Below are 19,854 nucleotides of genomic sequence, written 5' to 3'. Positions count from 1 at the left end.
GTTTAAGTGCTATTCTGGCTTTCAAACTATTCTCTTTTCTTGGTTCGACTCGCAACTCGGTTCGCTCCGCTTTCGCGTCGCTTCCCCTCACCGCGCTTATCTAATGTAGCTAAATCATCTAGGCCTGTCAAGCGCTTTTTTGAAAAATCCAAGATTTTTTTGAGTATATCGCCAGAACGCTTGCCAGACAGGCATTTTATCCCGAAGCCTATTGAGATTTGAGGGCATCAATGTGTTTTGGGTCAGCCTTTTATCATAAAGTGACCCCTATAGCTAGTGTCTCTGCAAAACAAATAGTGATTTTGATTGTTAACGCAGGACGATCGCGCCTTTGGCTTCAGGAAAAGCTTCTTTATCCACCTGTTAGTCAGCATTAGTCACGGGATGTGCAACTAATTTGCCCCCATCCCCCTTCTCATTGGGGAGAAGGGCTTTCAGACACTTCCTGTTCCCTCTCCCGATGGGAGAGGGCTAGGGTGAGGGCAGTTCTTGCAGGCATTTCAGCAAAGTCGCACATTGCATTAGTCAGCAGCAGATATCAATAGCGGATGGAGTAAAGCAGATCCGTTTCTTCTATTTCAAGCCGTCTTTTCCTTTTCAGCCTTTATCCATTTCAAAGGGCTGACTTTATTACCTGTAAAACGAAAGAGGTAGGGATTTCCTGGTCAGGATTCTACGGAACCCCCCGAATCTTGCTTGTGCTCTAATTTTAGAATCCGACAAGAACTCGACTAAATCTCTCTTGCAATCCAATGAAAACTCCCTTTGCTGCCGTATTACCGCCGTTTCTGTTGCTGGATCAACATTTGCAAAGTTGGTTAATAGAGGATATTGGGCGGGGTGATCGCACCACCCAAAGCCTATTTTTCTCACCCAACAAAAAGGGGCAGGCAGTATGGGTTGCAAAGGAGGCTGGGATTGTCGCGGGATTACCAGTAGCAGCACGTGTGTTTCAGCTTCTTGATCCACAGACAACTTTGATTCCTAAGGTGGCTGAGGGTGAAGCTTGTAAGCAGGGGCAGGCGATCGCTACTCTGGAAGGCTCTATGGAAACATTGTTAATGGGTGAACGGACTGCACTAAATCTAGCCATGCGACTGAGCGGAATTGCGACAATGACACGTCAGTACGTCGCCTTGATTGAGGATTTACCCGTTCAGTTGGTTGATACACGTAAGACGACACCCGGACTGAGGTTGTTAGAGAAGTATGCAACCCAGGCAGGTGGAGCAGTAAACCATCGAATGGGGTTAGATGATGCGGTGATGATTAAGGACAACCATATTGTGGCAGCAGGGGGGATTGGAAGAGCGATCGCCCAGGTTCGTGCTGGCATCCCATATCCGCTCACGATTGAAGTAGAAACAGAAAATCTGGAAATGGTGAAAGAAGCTCTGAAGCATGGAGCAGAGATTATTATGCTGGACAATATGCCGCTAGAAATGATGCGGCAGGCGGTTGAAATCATCCGCCAAGCGAACCAGAGCATTAGGATTGAAGCGTCTGGTAATGTTACCCTGCAAACCATCCGTCAAATTGCAGAAACTGGTGTTGACTACATTTCGAGTAGTGCTCCGGTAACGCGATCAACCTGGTTAGATTTAAGTATGAAAATCAGTTGAGAACCTATCACCTGCCACCGCGATCGCACACCTGGGTCAATTCCAGCAGTCGATTGCCCACTTCCTGAGTTAATAAATCAGAGTCAGGATAACGCCATCGCCAGTTACCAGCATACTGACTGGGGTCATTCATACGGGCATGCCCGTCCAGGCTTAGAACATCTTGCAGTGGGATAATTGCCAGGTTTGACACCGAAGCTAAAGCCATACGAATCAAGATCCAGTTAATTTCCTGAATGTCTGCCGCCGATGAATAGCCCAGGTATTTTGCCAGAAATTGCTTTTCATCAGCAGAGGCTTGCTGCCACCAACCGATCGCCGTGTCGTTATCGTGGGTACCGGGATAAACCACACTATTTTTGACATAGTGGTGCGGTAGGTGAAGACTGGTGGGGTCGTTGCCAAAGGCAAATTGCAAAATCCGCATCCCAGGGAAATTGAAGCGATCGCGCAATGCCTCCACTTCCGGCGTAATAATGCCCAAATCCTCTGCCAGGATCGGTAAACTACCCAGTTTTTGATTTAGTGTTTCAAAGAAAGCTTCACCCGGTGCTTGAATCCACTCGCCGTTGATGGCAGTCTCTTCGCCAGCGGGAACTTGCCAGTACGCTTCAAAACCCCGGAAGTGATCAACCCGCACCAGATCCACATAGAGCAGTGTGGCTTTGAATCGGTTAATCCACCAGTCAAAGCCTGTTCTTTCCGACTTTTCCCAGTCATAGACCGGGTTGCCCCATAGTTGCCCAGTCTCACTAAAGTAATCGGGCGGAACTCCGGCAATGTAGGCAGACTCTAAGGTCTGCGGATCCAACTTAAACAAATCGGGATTTGCCCACACATCTGCACTGTTATGGCAAACGTAGATGGAAACATCACCAATAATTTGAATTTGTTTTTGATTCGCGTAGGCACGTAGCCTGGACCATTGCTCAAAAAACGTGAACTGCAAAAATCGCTGGTACTGAATCTGATCGTGTAATGCTTCCATTTGCGATTTAAGAGCATCTGGCTGGCGACGGGCGATCGCCCGTTCCCACTGGCTCCAGGGTTTGCCCTGGTTTGCATCCAGTAACGCCATAAATAGAACGAAATCATCTAGCCACCAGGATTGTGCCTGACAGAACTGGTCAAACTGGCGCTGTTGATTGCCTGATTGGGATTGTTGAAAACGCTGAAATGCCAGCTTTAGATACTTCGTTTTGTGGTCAATCACCCGGTCAAACTCGACGCGATCGGAATGGCTATCCAGCGGTGTCAGTTCGTTTGACTTCAGCAATCCTGCTTCAGCCAATTGCTCCAAACTAATGAGTAACGGATTTCCAGCAAAGGCGCTGAAGTTCATAGTATAGGGCGAATGCTCATACCCGGTGGGTCCCAAGGGCAATACTTGCCACAACGTTTGACCACTGCGCTCTAAAAAATCGACAAATTCATAGGCTGATCTGCCCAAATCACCAATTCCGTGCTGGCTGGGTAAGGAAGTGGGATGGAGCAAAATTCCGCTGGCGCGTTGAAAACTCATGGCAGTTGCTTAGTTGAAATAGGGCTAAACCTATTTATCTTTAAGAAAAAATAGGGGTTTACTGGCTCTATCTAAAGACAGGCTTTTTAATTTAAAGGGATGAAGGCAGAGGAGAGAGGGAGAAGAGGAGAGAGGGAGAAGAGGAGAGAGGGAGAAGAGGGGAGGGGGAATCAGGGAAAGGACTCCTGGCTAAGTTCTGGCTTAGCAACCCTTCTATGGAAGCTAGAGCTTCAGTCCGGCATTACCAAGCTTCAGCTTGGTAACAAGCATTCAACTCTCTTCCTTGCGTAGGATGGGGAAACCGACCCTATTCGTTATTCTATTGACGGAAATTTGTGTGTCACAGCAGGCTTGGGATGACCTTACAAAACGATGCTCTCTGGTTCAAAAATGCCCTCATTTATGAGGTGCCCGTCCGTGCCTTTGCTGACAGCAACGGGGATGGCATTGGTGACTTTAAAGGGTTGACCGAGAAACTGGACTATCTGCAAGACCTGGGAATCACTGCCGTCTGGATCCTGCCGTTTTTCCCCTCCCCTTTGCGGGATGATGGCTACGACATTGCCGACTACACCAACGTCAACCCCATTTATGGCACCTTAGACGACTTTAAAGAATTTCTGGAAGCCGCCCACCAGCGAGAGATTCGGGTCATTATTGAACTCATTGTCAACCATACTTCTGATCAGCATCCCTGGTTTCAACGCGCCCGCAGGGCACCCAAAGACAGCCCAGAGCGAGATTTCTACGTGTGGAGCGATACACCCGAGAAGTACCGCGAAGCCCGAATTATTTTCCAAGATTTTGAATCCTCTAACTGGACGTGGGATCCACTGGCTCAAGCCTATTACTGGCACCGCTTTTACTCCCATCAACCGGACTTAAACTACGACAATCCTGCCGTGCGTCAGGCAGTGTTTGAAGTCCTCGACTTCTGGCTTGATATGGGGGTCGATGGTTTGCGAATGGATGCCGTGCCTTACCTGTATGAGCGGGATGGAACTAACTGCGAAAACCTGCCAGAAACCCACGCTTTTCTAAAACAAATGCGGCAATATGTGGACGATCGCCACCCCAACCGAATGTTACTGGCAGAGGCAAACCAGTGGCCCGAAGACGCTGCCGCCTACTACGGCGATGGGGATGAATGCCACATGAACTTCCATTTCCCCTTGATGCCACGCCTGTTTATGGCATTACGGATGGAAGATAACTTTCCAATTGTGGACATTTTGCAACAAACCCCACCCATTCCCGATAACTGCCAGTGGGGGCTATTTCTGCGGAACCATGATGAGCTGACCCTGGAGATGGTCACCGATGAAGACCGAGACTATATGTACCGGGTCTATGCCGAAGATCCGGAGATGCGGGTGAACCTGGGGATTCGGCGGCGGTTGGCACCTCTATTGGGCAACGATCGCCGTCAAATTGAACTGCTCAATTGCCTGCTGTTGTCCCTCCCCGGAACACCCGTGCTGTATTATGGCGATGAAATTGGCATGGGAGATAACGTTTATGTGGGCGATCGCAACGGGGTTCGCACGCCGATGCAGTGGAGTCCAGATCGCAATGCCGGTTTCAGCCGCGCCAATCCCCATCGGCTGTACCTGCCCCTGATTGTCGATTCGGAATATCACTACAACACTGTCAATGTAGAAGCACAGCGGGCAAATTCCAACTCCCTGCTCAATTCGATGAAGCGGCTGATTGCAACCCGCAAGCGGTTTCAGGCATTAGGGTTGGGAGATTTTCAACTGCTGCACCCGGATAACCGAAAGGTGCTTGCCTTTACCCGCACCTACGAGGATGAACAAATCCTGGTCGTGGCGAATCTGTCCCGCTTTGTGCAAACCGTCAAATTAGACCTGGGTTCCTTCAAGGGACGGGTGCCTGTGGAAATCTCTGGTCGCACCGAGTTTCCAGAAATTAGTGACGCTCCCTATTTCCTAAGCATTGGTCCCTACGCCTTTTACTGGTTCACGCTGAAATTACAACCCAGTTCACTCCAGCCGAAACCTCAGGCAGAAATCCCGACTCTAGTGGTTAGCGGACAGTGGCAGTCGGTATTCTCTCAACCGGAATTAAGAGGCAAATTAGAGTCCCTCCTGGCTGATTACCTGTGCCAATTCCACTGGTTTGGCGGCAGCACCCGCACCGTTCAAAACGCCAGGATGATTGAGGCGATCGCCATTCCGTACAACAACCGTAAAGCTTACATGGTATGCCTGCATGTGGATTACATTGAGGGCGATCCGCAAACCTACTGGTTGTACCTCAGCTATGCCCAGGGTGAAAACGCCATCCAGCTTTTGACCGAAACTCCCCAGTCTGTGATCGCCAGACTAAGAACGACGGGGACTGACGAAGTAGCAGTCTTATTTGACGCGATCGCCGACAAGTCCTTCCTGGCTGCACTATTGGAAGCAACTGCCCGCAGCCATACCTATCCAGGCAGTGCAGGTGAACTGACGGTCACCGCGACCGAGTTATTTGAACCCCTCAGTGGCGGTAACTTACAGGTTGAACCATGCCTGGTCAGCGGAGACCATAGCAATACCTCCATCATTTACTTTGATGCTGCCAGAAGTGGAACTTCTCCCCAACTGATTCTGAAACTGTTTCGTAAAGCGGAGACTGGCATTAATCCCGATCTGGAAGTGCGCCGGTTTTTAGACAAGCAGCATCGGTTTGAACATATTACCTCCATTGCTGGATGCCTGGAATACCGCCACCCGAACGCCGCACCCATCACGGTTGGCATTTTACAGCAGTACATTTCCGATGCCCGCAATACCTGGGACTACACCCTGGACAGCCTGCGCGACTACTTTGAGCATGTTGCCATGCAGTCAGCCGAGATGGCTGAAGTGCCTGTACCATCCATATCTTTGCTAGAGTTGCAGGCAGTATTTGACGAGGAATTGAAAGGGGAAGATTCCCTTTCACGGACGGTCGGAGAGTCAGGACTACTCTCGCCTTCTCTGATTCAGTATGTTTCTGAGCCTGCTGAAACGACCGCCGCACGGCTGTTTGCCTCCCATACCATCGGTTCCTATCTGGCAAATGTGCAGTTGTTGGGACTGCGAACGGCTGAATTGCACGTTGCCCTGGCATCGGATCCGGAGGATCCTGACTTTGCACCAGAACCGTTTACCTCGTTTTATCAGCGATCGATTTATCAGTACTCTCGAAATTTGGTCGGTCACGTCTTCCTCTTGTTAAAAGAACGCCTCAATTCCCTGCCAGCAGATGCAAAACCACTGGCTCAGACGGTATTGCATCACCATCAGGATTACCTGGAACGGTTTCGGCTAATTCTGGATCAGAAAATAACAGCCATGCGAACTCGCTATCATGGCGACTATCACCTGGGACAAGTTCTCTACACTGGCAAAGACTTTATCATGATTGATTTTGAAGGGGAGTCTACCCGCAATGTGAGTGAACGGCGGATGAAGCGATCGCCCCTGCGGGATGTGGCAGGGATGCTGCAATCCTTTCACTACGCAGCCAGTTATGCCCTCCAAAATGAAGTTGAAAATGGCTTCATTCATCCTGACCAATTCCTCCGCATGGAACAATGGGCACAACTATGGGAGAACTGGGTGAGTGCCGCCTTTTTACATGCCTACCTGAAAACAGCCAGCCAGGATTCTTTCTTACCCAAAACCCAGCACGAACTCAAAGTGCTGTTAGACAATTATTTATTGGAACGGGCAGTCTACGACCTGGGTTACAAACTCCTCCACCGTTCCGATCAAGTTCAAATTCAGCTACAGCGCCTTTTGCAGTTTCAGTCGTTGTAGAGTCGAACACCTCAACCAGAGACTTTTCTCTCGCGCTTTCCTGCTTATAGAGTTCTCACTCCTTGCCCCTCATCTCCCACCCACGTAGCCCTTAAACACTAGACTGGGAATACAATCTCTATAGACTTTTCCGTAAGCTCTCAGGAGCGCTAACTCATGGAACCTCTTCTGGCGGCATTGACTCTGGCAATTGTGGGGTATATTTTTGGCTCAGTTAAAGTAATTTACCAGGGGAATGAGGCACTGGTCGAGCGGTTTGGGCAGTATCGGCGGACATTGAAGCCAGGGCTGAATTTCGTGATTCCAGTCATTGATACGGTAATTGAAGAATCGACCCGTGAACAGTTGCTGGATATTGAACCCCAATCAGCCATTACACGGGATAATGTCACCCTCCAGGTGGACGCGGTGATGTACTGGAAGATCCTGGATGTGCAGAAAGCCTATTATGCGATCGAAGACTTGGAGGAGGCTTTGCGGAACCTGGTGATCACAACCCTGCGATCTGAGATTGGACGGATGGATTTGAGAGAAACAGTTTCTTCCCGAAACAAGATCAATCAGGCATTACTCCATGAGCTAGATGATGCCACAGAAAGTTGGGGGGTAAAGGTAATCCGGGTAGAAGTCCAGGATATTAAACTCTCCGATGCCCTGAGGGATGCGCTGGAGAAAGAGCGAACCGCAGAGAGTTTACGCAAAGCCGCAATTCAGGAAGCGGATGGGATGGTGGAATCGATTAAGCGAATTTCAAATGTGATTCAGACAGAGTCCAATTCTGAAATGGTGTTGAAATATCTGATCGCCCAGAAGTATGTGGATGCAAACTACAATCTAGGAAAAAGTCAGAATTCTAAAGTGGTGTTTATGGATCCGGGACAACTGACCGAAGCCGTGAGCCATTTAATTGACACCGATCGTAAACACAAGCCAGACGGTGGCTCCAGTTCTAGTTCCAGCTCTAATCCTGAGTAAGCTTCCCATCTCACTGCGCTTCTCTCTGGGGTGAAAACCGCAGGCGATAGTAGTAAAGAGCAACGGGCTGATCGCCTGCTTTGAAGTACTGCGGATCCTGGGGAGAAAGATAAATCGCAGTTACCTGGTCTGCTACGATCGCCCCCTCTTTAGCTGGCAAGTACTGATAATCCGTGGTTGTTTCCACCTGGTTCAGGTAGGGTTGGGGAGTTCCCCGAAAGACTTGCTGGAAAAGTTCGCTAGTAATAAAGCGGTTGCTGCCAGCAGTCTCGGTTGCCCGTCCTGTAATAACGGAAACCAACTGGCGACCTTCGTTCAGTGTACTGACCTGGCGGTTAGGGTTTGCAGGATCCACCTCGACGGCGAGAACGGCGCGATCGCCCAGGTATGCCCTTGCCAGGTTTAGCCCATTAAAGGCGCGATCGGAGACTATCGGATCTTTGCCCAGCGGTTTAAGCGGCAGGGTCAGAGGCGATACAGCGACCTTGCCCGGTAAAGAACTGGCTGAAACAAACCTAACCCGACAGGTCACAGGCTGATTCACATATTGCCGATTGCTATCAAACCCTGGAGTCACCACCTGCGGTGCCAGAGGAGCCACCAGGTCTACTAGCGTACTCGTCATTTCCCAAGTGCCTTTAAACCAGTCAGGGTAAGCCAGATCACCCTCTGCCGGTTGCACCACTGGCTTACTATCCCATTCAGGAAAGGCGGCTAACCGGTCAGCCAATCCCCCTGCATTCGCTGCCCCCATTCCCAGGAACCAGGACAGCAGAAAACAGCCAACCAAAACAACCCAGCGATCATACGCAAACCCCACCAATCTTCCCGGCGTTACTGATTTTGGGTATGAATTGAGAGCAGGATGAATTGAAACTTCATTCCAATTCATCCTGCTAGTTAGCACCACCATCTTCTCCACTCTGCCTACCCAAACGTCCTCCTATTTCCCCAACCCCTCACCTCTTCACCCCATCTCCCCCTCACCCAGCGGCGCTGGCTCCCACACTTCCCCATAGTCCTGCCTCAACTGCATCCAGGCTTCGACCTGTCCAGGTTCGTACTCCCCCGGTTTCCCCCACTGCAAGAAAAGGCTCAACCCAGGAGTCCCTGTTTCATCCAAAAATCGAATGGCATAGGTGGTAAAGTTGCCTCGTTTGGCTTCCCCCGTTTCAAACTTCACCTGCTTAATAGCATCCATATTCAGGTGAAACTCAAACCCTTCCGTATGCATATTCGCATATCGACCCTTGGGCAACTCAGCATAAAACAGTTTTTCTACCTTGCCTCGCGCTTCCAGAACGGCAGCACTGCTGGTCACAATCAAGCGCAGGGTGCCGAGGGTATGGCAGGTTTCTAAAAAGTCTTTCAGGGTGGCAGTCATAGCAGTTGAGGGGTTTGGGTTAGTTACAGGGTATGGATTACAAGTTACAGGGTACAGGATAAAGCGCTTCCATAAACCACACAAAAAGGATGGGTAAACCTAGTCAGTCTCCCGCAATTGGTAATTGAGTTTACTAAAACTTAACCCACCATGTAGTGACCAAGACTTACACCTTAGCCATAGATTTGGTGAAATTAGGGACGTACAGGTATAGCAGGTGCCAGGTGAAAAAGGGCATGTAACAAAGTTTTCTGTTTGGTAATTTGTCCTAGCCCTGATGGCTGCTGCTATAACAAAACGTCTTAGGGACATCTCGGCTTTAGATGAATGGGTCTGGCTCTGAAGCATGGTGTCTCTCTAGCGTAATTTTGTGCGCTCAAATTACAACAAAGGGAGAAAAGAATCGTGCTAACCCGGATTTATAGACTTGCGATCGCAACTGCCAGTGCCTTCTTAGGTGCCACTACCATCAATATCAGTTCTGCCAGTGCCTACAACTTTTCTTTTAACCTCGATTTGGATGGCAGCGAACTCTTGACTGGAGAATTTGCTGGGACTGACACGGATGGCAATGGTCAGCTAGATGGAAACGAGTTCACGGCGTTTTCTTCCCTTTTCCAGGGAAGTGAACCGGGGTTTGAAAATGTTACCTGGGGACTGACCAACCTGGCTCCGTTTAGTTTCTTTGTCACACCCAATTTCTATAGCTTCTGGATCACCGCGCCCACTGCTGATTTAACAGGGACAGGCTGGAGAAGCGACAGCACCCTTGGCGAAACGGCGGTTGGTTTTGCCTTTACCCCAGACAGCATCGCCGGACGCTACTTCTCCCAGGACACCCTTTCCTTTGGTGCCCCCGCTGAGGCAATTCCCGAACCCACCACTATGGCAGGGATGGCGGTGGCAGGGCTGAGTCTGGCAGTTGCCCGTGGTCGCCAGAAAAAGGGGCAGAAGAGCTTCAGAAATAGAAGCTAATTGATTTGAGAGCAGGTCAGGGGCGGTTCTCGGATAGCGCGCCAATGGTACTCGCGATCGCCCATTCCTTGTCTTTCTGCCCCAGCAACCAAAGATAGATTACGCAAGAGAGGGCGATCGCTTCCGCCTCAACCTCAATCGGGAGGTTAACGGGCAAACAGGGCTTTCATGCGGGAACCCAATGGGGCACGGACTTTCTGGGAATAGAAGGAAGCCGCTTGTTTGCCCTGGGCACATTCCTGGGAAAAGGTGATTAAGTGATGTCCAACCAAGCCGATGTGAATCAGGTTCTCGATTTTGCCCGCCTTCAGCTTGGGTCCCGCCATCTTCCAGAAGGTCTTGCGGTAATTACTGAACAGCCCAATCCGAATGACGAGGTTTCCTAAAATCCATAGCCCTTTACGGATATTCTTCTTGGAAACCCGTGCCGGACTCAGGGGTGGTTTAATCCGGTTGGGATAGGTGTGCTGCATATTGTAAGCAAACCGCTCGTAGAGAAACTCCGGCTCGTAGGCGGTGGTAATCACCTTCTGCCACATTTCCAAGACCTGTTCGTAGGGAAGGAGAAAGTCTACATTCGATTCGCGGTTTTCGTCAAAGTTTAATCGACCTTCTGCTTCTAACCTGCGCCAGAGAGGAGTTTTGGGCAGGGCGTGCAGCAGATTGATGGTGAGCATGGGCATCTGGGAAAGGCGGATGAATTCCAGGATGCGATCGCCCGAATCGGGGGTATCGGTGTCCAGTCCCATGATGATGCCTGAAACGACTTCCATCCCGTAGCTATTGAGAGTTCTAATTCCTTCCAGAATCGACATGCCACCCATTAAATTCTGCTGCTTAGAAATGGACTTAAGCGCGTCGGTTTCCGGGGTTTCAATACCGCAGAAGACCGTGCAGAAGTAAGCCTCCCGCATCATTGCCAGCAGTTCCTTATTCTGTGCCAGGTTGAGCGTAGCTTCACAGGCGAACTGAACGGGGTACCCATTCCGCTTTTGCCAGTCGATCAGGTAGGGCAGCAGCTTCAGGGCAGCGCGGCGATCGCCAACAAAGTTGTCATCCACAAAATAAACTGCCCGCAGATTACCAGAGGCTAACATTGCATCGAGTTCAGCAATGATCTGCTCAGGCTCCTTTAACCGAGGATTGCGCCCGTAGAGTTCGGGAATATCGCAAAACTCACAGCGATAGGGACATCCACTGGAGTACTGCACATTGCCAATGAAGTACTTGTTCAGATCAATCAGGTGATATGCCGGGATCGGAAACTCATTCAGTGGCAGGCGTTCCTTCGTCTCAAACCGGATCTGTTGAGGCGGTCGGTCAAAATGAAAGTCGATGTATTCAATCATCCGATCCATTGCGTCGCCCAGTTCGCCAATATGGATTAGGTCAAAATCCGGATAATACTCTGGGCAACCTGACACCGAAGGACCGCCCAACGCCGTGAGCTTATTGAATCGGTGCGCCATCTGATTAATGTGGTTGATCTGAGGGCGCTGAATGTGCATACCACTGACAATCACCGCATCTGCCCATTTGTAATCAGCGGGTTTTGCCGAGTGAATATTTTCGTCAATGAAGCGGATTTCCCACTCCTGGGGCAGATAGCTGGCTGCAACCAAAATTCCCTGGGGCGGCATAAACGCCTTGACTCGACCCAGCAGGGGATAGGAATTATTAAACGTACCAAAGGAAGGACTGTATTTGGGAAACACACACAAAATCCGGCGATGATTCACCGGAACATAGCGTGGTTTTCCAGGCGCACTTTCGGGAACGGGTTTCTCAAAATCCTTTAACGTCGCAGTCATTCCAACGCTTCCTCACATCACAGCACAAGACTTTGCATCAGCAGGTGAGAGAAATAAAACGCAGGACGCCTTAGTCACCGTTGTAAAGCATCAATCACTGGCAGCAGGGGTTACGGCTGCGCCTAACCCATCCTACGAGATCCGACCATCAGGAACGGCGATCGCTCGTTTTAATTTCACCGACCTACTTACTCAAGAGTACTTGATGCCACTGTAAGCAAGTCTGATAGGCGATGGCAAGGGTTTTCAGAACAGTTATCACTCCATCAACTCTTGGGTTTCTGGGTTGAAGCCACATGCAGTTCCTTTAACTGCCGATTGTCTACACCAGAGGGGGCACCTGTGAGCAAACAGCGGGCTTGTTGGGTCTTTGGAAATCCAATTACATCCCGAATCGACTCCTCCCCTGCCAGTAACATCACCAGGCGATCGACCCCGTAGGCAATGCCACCGTGGGGGGGAGCGCCATACTCAAAGGCTTCCAGTAGAAACCCAAACTTGGCATGGGCATCTTCCGGCGACAACCCGATGGTTTCAAAGACCTGCCGCTGAATATCAGGTTGATAAATCCGCAGGCTACCACCGCCCACTTCAAAGCCGTTGTAGACCAGGTCATAAGCCTGGGCACGGGCAGTTTTGAGATCCTGCAAATCTTCGGGAAAGGGCGCAGTAAACGGATGGTGCAATGCCTCCAATCGCTTTTCATCGGCATTCCATTCAAACATGGGAAAGTCGGTAATCCAGAGCAGGTTAATCTGACTGGGATCAATGAGTCCCTGTTCGCGGGCGACCACCTGGCGCAGCCGATCCAGGGTTTTGTTCACAATCTCAAAGGAACCGGCTCCAAACAGCAGCAGATGCCCCGGTTTTGCCCCGGTACGGGTGAGAATTTCCTGTTTCTGCTCATCCGTCAGGTTGTCTTTGATCGCACCGATGGTGTCGATCGCCCCATCATCCCGCACCCGAATGTATGCCAGCCCCTTTGCGCCGCAGGTTTCTGCCTCTTTAAATAAATCGCCAGCGGGTTTAATCCGCACGTTGGAGATCACATCATTGCCATTGGGAATGGGCAGAATTTTGACGATACCACCCTTTGCCACTGAGTCAGAAAAGACCTTGAAGCCAGAGTCTTTCACGACATCGGAAACGTTGACCAGTTCCAGCCCAAACCGGGTATCGGGTTTATCGGAACCGTAGCGATCCATTGCTTCGGCATAGGTCAAGCGGGGAAAGGGACGGGGTACATCGATCCCCTTCACCGTCTTAATCAGAAAGTGGATCATCTCCTCGTTCAGAGCCAGAATTTCATCCTGCGTCATGAAACTCATTTCCATGTCCAGTTGGGTAAATTCTGGTTGGCGGTCTGCCCGCAGGTCTTCATCCCGAAAGCAGTGAGCAATTTGATAGTAGCGATCGCACCCCGCCACCATCAGCAGTTGCTTAAAAAGTTGGGGCGACTGGGGCAGGGCAAACCACTCCCCCGGATTGACCCTGGAGGGCACCAGGTAGTCCCTTGCCCCTTCTGGGGTAGACCTGGTCAGGACTGGAGTTTCGACTTCTATAAAACCGTGGGTGTCTTCCAGGTAACGGCGCAGGGTTTTAATCACTTGATGGCGCAGTTGCAAATTCTGACTCATACGCTCTCGCCGTAAGTCGAGATAGCGATACTTCAGCCGCAATTCTTCCCGCACAGACTCCGTTTCAGCCATAGACACCTGAAACGGCAGTTGTTTCCGCACGGCGTTGAGAATCTCAATCTGCTCGGCATAAATTTCGACCTCACCCGTTCCTAGCTTGGGGTTTAGCGACTCCGCCGGACGCTGGCTGACCCGACCGGAAATCTTCACCACATACTCATTTCGCAGCGCTTCTGCCTGGGAATAGGAAGCGGGGGTGCGTTCGGGATCGCTAACGATTTGCACAATCCCTGCGCGATCGCGCAGGTCGATAAAAATTACCCCACCATGATCGCGGCGACGATCCACCCAGCCACACAGGGTAACCGTCTCTCCAATATGCTCAGCGCGGAGTTGACCGCAATAGTGGGTTCTCATAGCTCTCAACAAAAAAATGGATAACTCTGAAAGGCGCGTGAAATTGGAATAGACAGCCACTTCCACAAAACCTATCTATTATCTAGCATTCCATGACTCGTGAACAGATTGGTCCGTGGATACGGTGGATTCAATCCAGGAAGTTTTTCAATCGGCTTTATAGCGATTCTTCAGACGAGTAGGGTCCAAACTAATGCCAAAAACCCTTGCTATATAAAAAGCCTTGGGGAAATGTCGATTAAGGTTATACCAATTTCTCTTTGAAGCTGCACAGAAGAAAGCCTGGTAGACAAGGGGCTTAAGCCCCTTATTAAGTGCAAACTCATATTGAACTGGTATTAGCTTTCCTGGCTTTGGCTTCCAATCTGCCTATTTAGAATTCTTCGGCTGATTTAACGTATCCCAGGCAACCCTTGCGGCATCTGCCATCCGAACCCCAAGCGACTCAATTTCGCTAGCCACCACAAGCCAGTTTTTTTCAGCCTCATGTTGAATCTGATGAACCGATTGCTCAATGCGATCGCGCTCTATCAACTTATTCTGCTCAACGGCTTCCCGCGCCTGCCGTACTGCGTTCAAATACGCCTCACGGGTCAAATCGCCCGCCGCCTGAATCTCTGCTTGAGCACGCCGCTTAATGGCATCAATCAAAGCCTGAGTTTCTTGCTGCACCGCTTTGTTCTTATTCGATAGATCAGTCTCTACCAAGTCATTTTCCTCAGGACTCACAACAACAACCGTAGGCTCAGTGTTGGGATCAGCAGTCATGGGATACCTCCTTAGAGAAATTAATGGTCATCCTTCATCCTTCATCCTTCTAAACCGTTCCCGTCGTCACCATCTGTTGTTCAAGTTGAAGCAACCGTTCAATCCGCGCTTCCGTTGGGGGATGAGTAGAAAATAGACTAGCAAACCCCTGACCAGAAAAAGCGTTAATGATGAGCAATGGCTCAAACGAAGGGTTGCCTTGAATCGGTACCTGACGGGCACCCATCTCTAGTTTTTGTAGTGCACTTGCCAGGGCACGGGGATTACCCGTCAATTGGGCAGCACCCGCGTCAGCGGAAAACTCTCGCGTTCGTGATATTGCCATTTGAATCACAGTGGCAGCCAGTGGAGCTAGAACCACGGTCAACAACAGACCAATCGGATTGGGACCCTGGCGGTTATCGCGATCGCTATAGCTCGCCCCTAAACTCGCCCACTGCGCCATGTAAGCTAACTGGGAAATTGCTCCGCCAATGGTTGCTGCCACCGCCTGAGTTAACGTATCACGGTTAATCACATGGGTCAGTTCATGTCCAATCACGCCCTCTAGCTCCTCCTCAGACAGAATTTTGACAATGCCTTCCGTAACAGCAACCGCTGCGTGCTGGGGATCGCGCCCCGTGGCAAACGCATTCGCCGCAGGACTGGGAATCACATAAAGGGCGGGGACAGGCACATTACCCCGTTGGCTCAAACGCTCCAACATGGCATACAGTTGGGGGGCTTGCTCACGACTGACCGGCTGGGCACCATAGGCAGCGAGGGCAATTTTGTCTGAAAAGAACCAGGAACCCAGGTTCATAACAGCCGCCAACCCGATGCCAACGATAATGCCACTGGTGCCGCCAATGATGTAGTAGCCGATCGCCACCAGTAATCCAGATAACAATCCTAATAGAGCAACCGTTTTGAATTGGTTCATGGCTCTCAATCCTCCTTATACAGCCAATTTCTAAAGTAGGTGTAGAGTTTGTGCAAGTGAGGGTAAGGGGGGATAGGAAGGGGGTGTTGCAACTAAGTGACTCCTAGTACTTTGGGACGTAAGTTCGGCAACCATTCAAAGGGTGTGAGGTATTAGGTGCCAGGTACTAGGAAAGGTAGCCAGATTTACGCCAAGCTCTACTACTCTGTTTGCTTAAGCCCTAAAGATTATTATTTGGCAACAATAATTTTTATGCTTCCTTTACTATTATCCGGTAGGTAAATAAAGCTGTATAGACGGGAAACACGAATAATAATTACGGTTCTAGGCATTCCCTGATAAGTTGCAATGCATTTTGGTAAGGGGCTGAGCAATACTTTAACTCTCAACTCAAAACTCCTGCCTTCTCCCCATGCATTCGCTTCAGTCATCAGGGCTTTGTGAAGCAGCCGAAATAATTGGCAGTTGGACTGTAGAAGACAAGGACGTTCGCACCTTATCTGAGAATATGAAACTGCGGGAGCATAAAGCATCTCACCTGGGATGGGGAATCTTAACGATTCTCTATGCAGGCATCTTCCTGACAATTATGCTGCTGGCATACACAGGCAATCTGCCATCCTACCTGACAGGAAACGATAAACTGGGGCATCTGGTTTTGTATTTCCTTGCAACCTATCTGGGGCATCGGGTTCTGAAATACAGACGGGTAAATCTCTTGGGTTTTCCGATTCCCATATTTCCCCTGCTGTTTGGGATTTTTACCGTTGTAGAAGAGTTTCTGCAAGCACTTTCCCCCAACCGCTCCTTTGATGGGATGGATTTAGTTGCCAGCTTTGCCGGAATCTGGTTAGGTTACTGGTTGGGAGAGAGAGGAGTCAGGAGAGGAGTCAGGAGTGAGAGGAAAGGAGTGGAGCAAGAAGAGTGAGGGGTGATTTTAGTTGTTGGTTGTTGGTTGTTGTACCGATTTTTATCGAGCTGCATCGAATCGGATATTGATTTGTAGCTTACTTCTGCGAACCAGTATTAAGATGAAACCCAACACCAGCAAACGTTCTGTCGGGTTGTCCTGCGGGAAGCAAGCCATAGACCTCAACTATTTGGTCCCTGCCCCCCTGCTCCGTCCCACCTTTGCCCCTCTCCTTCCCCGCCGTGCTATACTCTCAAAGTGACAAGGGCATGTAGCTCAGTGGATAGAGCATCAGATTCCGGTTCTGAGGGTCGGGGGTTCGAATCCCTCCATGCTCGTATGTTATTTGACTAAATAAGTGTCGTTGTTGACAAACTTTTGTCGCTCTGACACTTTTTTTGTCGTTTGCCATATTACTGTCGCTCAAAGTATCGTTGACACGCTGGCAGTCGTTTATTAATCAATGTGATTGCATCTAAATCCTTACTCAGAACCTGATGCTCTATCCTTTCAATCCTCTCTAACTTATAGCTTTTAAGTGTTATGCTTCCCGCTTTAGACACTGCATTTTACTTCACAAACTTTACAAAAAGGCGACTGCGATACACAGAGGGGACTGCGCTGAACGCTACAGGGAGTCACAATCTTTCGATCCGCCCTCTATAAAAGAGACCGATTGCAGCATCGGGAACCACCGTGACGTGGCGCGGAGCCTAACGCTTTCAACTTATCCCTATAGGGGAGGGCGATGGCAATTTCAATGGGAATACCAGTCGGGATACCCCAAGAGCGCATGACTGACCATATCTCTACCTTTCAACCCATCCCTGGACGGGAGGGCGATGGCGACTGCAGAAATTGAGCGATTTACAAAGGCGGCAACCTTCTTTCAACCCATCCCTGGACGGGAGGGCGATGGCGACTCAGCGATCCATCTCCAGACATTGATTCCGGTTGACTTTCAACCCGTCCCTGGACGGGAGAGCGATGGCGACCAGGCAGGACAGGGTTATAAAGTTGCCAATCCTCACTCTTTCAACCCGTCCCTGGACGGGAGAGCGATGGCGACTCCCGCAGCTCAAATCCTTATGAGGCTTGCTCTCTAGAAGCGTTTTTCGCAAAGCTGCTAAAACGTTAGCTGTTGTTGAAAGAGAGTTGCAACTAGCTTCTCTAGAATTAGAAAAAAACCAATTAAAATGAGGATTCTGCGATTTGGCAAACCTCCTGAGATTTTCGCCCTCGCTTTGGTCTGCCAAAAAATTAGGGAGGATTCCTCCTTGCTCGGAGGCGTTTCAGTAACCACCCGGATCTAGCCCTCAGCGCTGGGAGTTCACTCCCTTGGGGACAGGTAGCTACCTGGGTCGGAAAGCAAAACTGCTTTGCAGCAGTCAAACTGACCCATTTTTGTCACAGAACATTGGCTCAAAGAGCATGAACTGCGGCGCTGTTGTTTGTATATTATATTATCAAGGTTCAATTGTACTAGCCCAAAACAATTTGGCGAAAATGATAGGCTGCGATCGCTAAATCCTTTGCTTTTTCTTGAGGACTACCTTGTACAGGTTGTTGTCCTATTTCTACTGAGATGCCAATCTTTGAGCCCGCCCTTTGATGCTTTGAGCTAGCCTGTCGTAGCTCCAGCGGGGCTTAGAGGCACGGTAGCTTTTAGTGTATTTCTCCTGAGCTTCTTTAGAACTACACTTCTGCGCAGCTCTAGCTTGAATTTCGCTCTCAATTCTTTCCCGTAAGCCGCTCATATCAGGTAATACAATGCTGCTAGCCTGATATGCTTGGGCAAGGGAAACATAGCCTTGGCAAGGTGACGATCGAGATATTGTCCCAATCCAGATTCCTTAGCGTACTTGTGTACACCTCGTTGCTGATTCTGTCGTCTCTGGCGTGAATTACGTTGCTGCTGTTGGCGATAGTGGTTCAGCAGTCTGTATTTTTTGAGCCTCAATTGTTTTACAGACTGATTTGATTTTAGACGCAACTTTTTGCCACCTATTAGTAACTGGCGAGTACTTCGGTATGTCAAAGCGACTCCTGTTGTAGCATCTACTATCGCAACGGTTGCTGGACTTTGTAGTCCAAGACTAACCCCCACTAAAATGTGAGTTCGCCCTTGATACAGAGGTTTATTGGGACGCGGAAAAGTATTCTTTAGCCGACTGAGCGATGAATGACTACTCTTAAGGCGGATTATTTGATTTTCACTCAAGTTGGCTTCTTTTCTCTTTTTTTCTATGCTCTTCTTGATTTTTGCCTCCTCCTGCTCACGAACTTGCTGTGTTCCCTCGGCAGTCAGAAAGTGAGTACCAATCGCACATTGAAGCTCAAGATGATAGATATTCCAGGGGCATTTCAACTGTTCAGACTGTGGCTCACCCCGTTTAAGAGCCTTTTTTTTATTGATTTTTAGTCGCTTCTTACTTAGAGCCTCATCTTCTCGCCAAATTAAGCGAGCCGAGCGTAAAAGAAACAAGGCTGTAGAGTGCTCTCCTTGGCTAGCTTTCTTCGTTTGCTAGTCTTGAAGAAATTGCTGAAAATAGTGAAGCTGACGGCGATCGCAATATACTTCAAACACGTGTTGAGCCAAACCATTGAACTTAACGCAGATTCGCCCCTTTTCGTTCTTTAACCATGTCAAATCTTCATTAGTCTCGTAGAAGATGGGATATGGCAAAGGGTTAGACTTTTTTGTAAGCATGGGAAATTGAGAGAGAATTTCAGATTCCCATTGAATGAATTCACTGCCATCGTCAACTGGTCCATCAGGAAGCTGAGGAAGGCTTGTAGAAGTTTCCAGACTCTTTAGAAAAGCGTCTCCAGTTAAATCTCTCCCTTTGGGTAATCGGCAAGCTAACTGTTCTTCAAGGCGCTGGATTTCTTTCTTCTTTTTGCGAAAGTTTTCGGAAAATGTTTTAAGATCCTCAGCCTGTTCGCTGACTCGGCAACTATTAGACTTGTTGCGGAATAAGGGATAATCGAAAGGACTTCATCGAGTATGAGCCAGCATGATCAACCTCCATCGTGCGTTGAATAACGACCGTCTGCTGCGTGCTCTGACAGGTCTAAATCGGCAAGCCTTTGATGAGCTAT

At 49.5% G+C, this 19,854-nt stretch carries 14 protein-coding genes, 1 tRNA gene and 1 pseudogene; 7 read left to right on the top strand and 9 right to left on the bottom strand.

Features of this window, described 5'->3' with window-relative positions:
* The first annotated feature begins 752 nt into the window (after window positions 1-752).
* A complete protein-coding gene (gene nadC / locus AC1S52_RS03655; RefSeq protein ID WP_482027680.1) occupies window positions 753-1,622 on the top strand; it encodes a carboxylating nicotinate-nucleotide diphosphorylase in 870 nt (289 codons plus the stop codon).
* Window positions 1,623-1,629: 7 nt separating this feature from the next.
* Here nadC and malQ read toward each other — a convergent pair whose 3' ends face one another.
* A complete protein-coding gene (gene malQ / locus AC1S52_RS03650; protein ID WP_482027679.1) occupies window positions 1,630-3,144 on the bottom strand; it encodes a 4-alpha-glucanotransferase in 1,515 nt (504 codons plus the stop codon).
* Window positions 3,145-3,500: 356 nt separating this feature from the next.
* Between malQ and treS the strand changes: the two genes are divergently transcribed.
* Window positions 3,501-6,953, top strand: coding sequence for a maltose alpha-D-glucosyltransferase (treS, locus tag AC1S52_RS03645; RefSeq protein ID WP_482027678.1), 3,453 nt, complete (start codon window positions 3,501-3,503; stop codon window positions 6,951-6,953).
* Between the two features lie 156 nt (window positions 6,954-7,109).
* On the top strand, window positions 7,110-7,928 hold the full coding sequence (locus AC1S52_RS03640) for an SPFH domain-containing protein (protein ID WP_482027677.1): 819 nt from the start codon (window positions 7,110-7,112) through the stop codon (window positions 7,926-7,928).
* A gap of 10 nt (window positions 7,929-7,938) precedes the next feature.
* Here AC1S52_RS03640 and AC1S52_RS03635 read toward each other — a convergent pair whose 3' ends face one another.
* Together AC1S52_RS03635 and AC1S52_RS03630 are read right to left on the bottom strand one after the other, a co-directional pair.
* Window positions 7,939-8,748: a DUF6816 family protein gene (locus AC1S52_RS03635; RefSeq protein WP_482027676.1), complete on the bottom strand. Its 810-nt coding sequence runs from the start codon at window positions 8,746-8,748 to the stop codon at window positions 7,939-7,941.
* A 147-nt stretch (window positions 8,749-8,895) separates the two neighbouring features.
* Window positions 8,896-9,312: a ChuX/HutX family heme-like substrate-binding protein gene (locus tag AC1S52_RS03630; protein WP_482027675.1), complete on the bottom strand. Its 417-nt coding sequence runs from the start codon at window positions 9,310-9,312 to the stop codon at window positions 8,896-8,898.
* Between the two features lie 405 nt (window positions 9,313-9,717).
* Between AC1S52_RS03630 and AC1S52_RS03625 the strand changes: the two genes are divergently transcribed.
* Window positions 9,718-10,287 carry a PEP-CTERM sorting domain-containing protein gene (locus tag AC1S52_RS03625; protein ID WP_482027674.1) on the top strand — a complete coding sequence of 190 codons (570 nt, stop codon included), beginning with the start codon at window positions 9,718-9,720 and terminating at the stop codon, window positions 10,285-10,287.
* 16 nt (window positions 10,288-10,303) lie between these two features.
* On the opposite strand, the gene AC1S52_RS03620 is transcribed toward AC1S52_RS03625, so the two are convergent.
* The 5 genes from AC1S52_RS03620 to AC1S52_RS03600 all read right to left on the bottom strand — a co-directional run bounded on the left by AC1S52_RS03620 (window position 10,304) and on the right by AC1S52_RS03600 (window position 15,842).
* Window positions 10,304-10,444, bottom strand: a complete 141-nt coding sequence (locus AC1S52_RS03620; RefSeq protein ID WP_482027673.1) for a hypothetical protein — start codon at window positions 10,442-10,444, stop codon at window positions 10,304-10,306.
* The gene (locus tag AC1S52_RS03615) at window positions 10,434-12,098 is read right to left on the bottom strand and encodes a B12-binding domain-containing radical SAM protein (protein ID WP_482027672.1); all 1,665 of its coding nucleotides are present in this window, start codon (window positions 12,096-12,098) and stop codon (window positions 10,434-10,436) included. Before AC1S52_RS03615 ends, AC1S52_RS03620 begins: the two co-directional genes overlap by 11 nt.
* A gap of 266 nt (window positions 12,099-12,364) precedes the next feature.
* Window positions 12,365-14,152, bottom strand: a complete 1,788-nt coding sequence (gene aspS / locus AC1S52_RS03610) for an aspartate--tRNA ligase (RefSeq protein WP_482027671.1) — start codon at window positions 14,150-14,152, stop codon at window positions 12,365-12,367.
* 369 nt (window positions 14,153-14,521) lie between these two features.
* Window positions 14,522-14,920 carry a hypothetical protein gene (locus AC1S52_RS03605; RefSeq protein ID WP_482027670.1) on the bottom strand — a complete coding sequence of 133 codons (399 nt, stop codon included), beginning with the start codon at window positions 14,918-14,920 and terminating at the stop codon, window positions 14,522-14,524.
* A 49-nt stretch (window positions 14,921-14,969) separates the two neighbouring features.
* A complete protein-coding gene (locus AC1S52_RS03600; protein ID WP_482027669.1) occupies window positions 14,970-15,842 on the bottom strand; it encodes a zinc metalloprotease HtpX in 873 nt (290 codons plus the stop codon).
* 412 nt (window positions 15,843-16,254) lie between these two features.
* Here AC1S52_RS03600 and AC1S52_RS03595 point away from each other — a divergent pair, with 412 nt between their 5' ends.
* The 3 genes from AC1S52_RS03595 to AC1S52_RS03585 all read left to right on the top strand — a co-directional run bounded on the left by AC1S52_RS03595 (window position 16,255) and on the right by AC1S52_RS03585 (window position 17,858).
* Complete coding sequence (locus AC1S52_RS03595; protein WP_482027668.1) at window positions 16,255-16,770, top strand: VanZ family protein; 516 nt, start codon at window positions 16,255-16,257, stop codon at window positions 16,768-16,770.
* Window positions 16,771-17,017: 247 nt separating this feature from the next.
* A tRNA-Arg gene (locus AC1S52_RS03590) sits at window positions 17,018-17,090 on the top strand.
* 504 nt (window positions 17,091-17,594) lie between these two features.
* On the top strand, window positions 17,595-17,858 hold the full coding sequence (locus AC1S52_RS03585) for a hypothetical protein (protein WP_482027667.1): 264 nt from the start codon (window positions 17,595-17,597) through the stop codon (window positions 17,856-17,858).
* Window positions 17,859-18,505: 647 nt separating this feature from the next.
* Here the strand turns inward: AC1S52_RS03585 and cas12k are convergent.
* Window positions 18,506-19,702, bottom strand: a pseudogene (cas12k, locus tag AC1S52_RS03580) (type V CRISPR-associated protein Cas12k); the annotation flags it as partial.
* Window positions 19,703-19,854: the final 152 nt, after the last annotated feature.

This window comes from Kovacikia sp. CALU 1929 (genome assembly GCF_056784235.1).
This window is presented reverse-complemented; position numbering and strand designations above follow the sequence as displayed.

What these genes read in the sequence shown, in the direction of transcription:
- nadC (WP_482027680.1), top strand. Translation starts at nt 753, where the DNA reads ATGAAAACTCCCTTTGCTGCCGTATTACCGCCGTTTCTGTTGCTGGAT.
- malQ (WP_482027679.1), bottom strand. Translation starts at nt 3,144, where the DNA reads ATGAGTTTTCAACGCGCCAGCGGAATTTTGCTCCATCCCACTTCCTTA.
- treS (WP_482027678.1), top strand. Translation starts at nt 3,501, where the DNA reads ATGACCTTACAAAACGATGCTCTCTGGTTCAAAAATGCCCTCATTTAT.
- AC1S52_RS03640 (WP_482027677.1), top strand. Translation starts at nt 7,110, where the DNA reads ATGGAACCTCTTCTGGCGGCATTGACTCTGGCAATTGTGGGGTATATT.
- AC1S52_RS03630 (WP_482027675.1), bottom strand. Translation starts at nt 9,312, where the DNA reads ATGACTGCCACCCTGAAAGACTTTTTAGAAACCTGCCATACCCTCGGC.
- AC1S52_RS03615 (WP_482027672.1), bottom strand. Translation starts at nt 12,098, where the DNA reads ATGACTGCGACGTTAAAGGATTTTGAGAAACCCGTTCCCGAAAGTGCG.
- aspS (WP_482027671.1), bottom strand. Translation starts at nt 14,152, where the DNA reads ATGAGAACCCACTATTGCGGTCAACTCCGCGCTGAGCATATTGGAGAG.
- AC1S52_RS03605 (WP_482027670.1), bottom strand. Translation starts at nt 14,920, where the DNA reads ATGACTGCTGATCCCAACACTGAGCCTACGGTTGTTGTTGTGAGTCCT.
- AC1S52_RS03600 (WP_482027669.1), bottom strand. Translation starts at nt 15,842, where the DNA reads ATGAACCAATTCAAAACGGTTGCTCTATTAGGATTGTTATCTGGATTA.
- AC1S52_RS03595 (WP_482027668.1), top strand. Translation starts at nt 16,255, where the DNA reads ATGCATTCGCTTCAGTCATCAGGGCTTTGTGAAGCAGCCGAAATAATT.
- AC1S52_RS03585 (WP_482027667.1), top strand. Translation starts at nt 17,595, where the DNA reads ATGGCGACTGCAGAAATTGAGCGATTTACAAAGGCGGCAACCTTCTTT.